At 60.1% G+C, this 2,704-nt stretch carries 4 protein-coding genes; 3 read left to right on the top strand and 1 reads right to left on the bottom strand.

Annotated features, from left to right (window positions below; all coding sequences use genetic code 11):
* Positions 1 to 344: tyrosine-type recombinase/integrase (locus Q0C23_RS00955; RefSeq protein ID WP_291510505.1), on the top strand; the 344-nt coding region annotated here is incomplete at its 5' end.
* A 135-nt stretch (positions 345 to 479) separates the two neighbouring features.
* Positions 480 to 722 carry a hypothetical protein gene (locus Q0C23_RS00960; RefSeq protein ID WP_291510506.1) on the top strand — a complete coding sequence of 81 codons (243 nt, stop codon included), beginning with the start codon at positions 480 to 482 and terminating at the stop codon, positions 720 to 722.
* 36 nt (positions 723 to 758) lie between these two features.
* Here Q0C23_RS00960 and Q0C23_RS00965 read toward each other — a convergent pair whose 3' ends face one another.
* A complete protein-coding gene (locus tag Q0C23_RS00965; protein WP_291510507.1) occupies positions 759 to 1,205 on the bottom strand; it encodes a hypothetical protein in 447 nt (148 codons plus the stop codon).
* A 1,070-nt stretch (positions 1,206 to 2,275) separates the two neighbouring features.
* Between Q0C23_RS00965 and Q0C23_RS00970 the strand changes: the two genes are divergently transcribed.
* Positions 2,276 to 2,704: hypothetical protein (locus Q0C23_RS00970; protein WP_291510508.1), on the top strand; the 429-nt coding region annotated here is incomplete at its 3' end.

Genomic DNA, 2,704 nt, shown 5'->3' on the forward strand with positions numbered 1-2,704 from the left:
GGCGGCCCTATCGGCTCAACCGCACCTGGAGAACGGCCCTGACTCGTGCCGGCATTCACGGGTTGCGCTTTCACGACCTGCGCCACGAAGCGACCAGCCGGCTGGTGGAGTATGGGCTCTCGGACGCCAAGGTACGGCGTATCACGGGTCACAAGACGGCTCAGATGCTGGCCCGCTACGCGCACTTGCGTTGCGAGGATCTCGTTCGGGATCTCGATCAAGTGCAAGAGAACGCCCCTACCTTCAGATCGGACCAAGCCTCCGATCACACCCGGCCCGAGGCTTCGTCGTCGGGCACTCGCTCGGCGACGGTCATTCCCCTGCCCAGACGCCGAGATCGTTGAGCGTTCGCAGCGGATTCGCCCGGTGCGGGGTGACCCCGCATAAAGCGGGAAAAGGGTGTCCTTTTGTGTGTAAAAATGCCCCGATCTTTCCGTTACTCTGGTTTCCGTGAACAGACGTTTGCGGAGGTGGTAGCGATGAAGTCGGAATTACTCACCGTCGAGGAGACGGCGGAATGCCTGCGGCGCAGGCCGCAGGCGCTGCGCGAGGCACTCTGCCGGAGTGAGGCCACGTGGGCGGCGTGGTTACGGGCACGTCGGGTGCGTCTCGGCCGCCGTCAGTACTTTCGGGCCTCGGATGTCCTGTTGGTGATGGAGCACGGTGACCGGGTGCTGGAGATTCATCCTCTACCAACCCGGTCAAGGGAGGAAAAGTGCTGATGGGGCTGCGTCTCCGATGGTCCCCACGCGTGGTCTTTACTCGGTACTCCTCCTTTGCGTTGGCGCGAGGGACCAGCGCTCGGGATGCGCCAGCGCTTCGTCCAGTACCGTTCGATACTCAGCGTCGCTTGCCTGGAGTTCCGCCACGATCTCGTCCGTGATGCGGCCGCCTTCGGACAGCCACTCTTCGAGGTCAAAAGTGCTGAAGTCCAGGTCGTTCAGTCTTTCGTGGACGTAGGCTTTGAGGAACCACAGCTGGGGGAAGGTTTCAGGGCCCTCTCCGGGTTGCAGCCCGGTACTCTCCCGAAACTCCCGGACCGCGTGCGCGATCCAATTAGGGTCAAAATCTGCGACCTCACCGAAGATTGCGGTGAGGTAGGCGTTTACGGTGGACTCGCCCTTATCGATGAGGTAGCCCATATATTTCAGTCGCACGGAGTTTTCGAAGACACGAGCCGTTTGGGCGATTTGTTCGTTCTGCATCGGTACTCTCCTTTTCACGAAGTCCTTCCGGGACGGCATCTCCATCGATCGAAGACGCCAAGGAATAGCTTACCGAAGGGGGATTCCCACAATTTTTTGGGGCGGCAGCACGACTGCCGCGGGGGCAGACGTGCAGGGGCTGGGGCTTGATCGGATGAAAGTGGTATGCCATACTGCTACTGGTGCCAAAGGGCCATGTTCCAGTGGCGCTCCCGGAATCGCCTTATTCGTGCTCGGCATTCGGGTATCGCGCAAGAGCCGTTTCAGATGGGCGCGCCCGCTGACCGAGGGGGACCGATTCGGTCACCGGCCGTTCGGCCGAATTTGGACGAGAAGGCACAGCTGAGCTTTCGGTTCCGTTATGCCGTCTCAACGCCCGAGAGGGCCACAGCTGAGTGTGATCAGCAATAGGCTGGAGTGCCGGCCACTATCGGGTGCGAGAACACCCGAATCGATGTACCGATCCATCGGGCTTTTGAGCCCACGCTGTCGCGGCAACCGCGCATTGGAGTCCCCTCGAGGGATCAAACCGTATCGGCCGATCGGCCGTAGTTATCGGAATACGACATTCCCGAAATCCCAGCACGGGCAGTAGCGCTGCCCTCCGTCCCCGTAGGGACGATTCGACCCCGGCTTGACCGGGCTAGCCATTCTAATCCCGCTATCTGCGGCAAACCCTCTCGGTCCCATCCGAGCTGTGACGCCGATCGGCTGTGCTTCGCCACCGCCGGGGGCCGCAGAAGAAAGAGAGGACCATCCTTAAAACGACGTAACCATAAGATAAAAAAACAGAAACGAGACCATTCTTCTGCAGAAGAATCTTTTTATTGCCTCATCCGGGAAGTGGAACGCGCCGCTTCCTTAGCTATTCCCACGGAGAACGCCATGGACACAGACACGCTAAATCCTCGGAGTACGCGGTCCTGGCTTCCCGTTCATTCTAGAGCTATCCAAAGGGCGGCACGGTTGCCTTGTTTCGCCGACCGTGTGCCCCCCTTTTAGAGCGGAGAGACGCCATCCGAAGCGGCACTTCGTGACGCTTCGGGTGTCGTTTCAAAGGAGCTACCATCATGGGCAAACGAATCTTTCGAAATTATGGACTTGCTCACAGTATTGAATTAGCGCTGTATCGGGCGGTACAGTTGCAATCGCCGTCGCACGCGAGCATCCGTACCCGGCAAGGGCACGTGAAGCATCTGGTCGCGTATCTCGCGGATCGAGGTATCGATCGTCTGGAGCGCGTGAGTCACCCAGTCCTGCAAGCTTTTGGGGAGCACATCGGCGCACGGGTCGCAAGCGGCGAACTGTCCGTGGCCTATGGGAAAAACATCATCTCTACGGCACACGGCGTCCTATCGAGGCTGCGGCGGCAGAGATGGTTCCGGATCAGTCCCGTCGCGTATGTGGGCAAGTGCTGCAGTGTCCGAACACAGGCTCCAGATGGCCTTGCGTGGACAACGGTCCAGGCCTGCGCCGAAGCGCTCGAGCAGCGCGGTATG

The organism is Acidithiobacillus sp. (assembly GCF_023256195.1).
Taxonomy (GTDB): Bacteria; Pseudomonadota; Gammaproteobacteria; order Acidithiobacillales; family Acidithiobacillaceae; genus Acidithiobacillus_A.

What these genes read in the sequence shown, in the direction of transcription:
- Q0C23_RS00960 (WP_291510506.1), top strand. Translation starts at nt 480, where the DNA reads ATGAAGTCGGAATTACTCACCGTCGAGGAGACGGCGGAATGCCTGCGG.
- Q0C23_RS00965 (WP_291510507.1), bottom strand. Translation starts at nt 1,205, where the DNA reads ATGCAGAACGAACAAATCGCCCAAACGGCTCGTGTCTTCGAAAACTCC.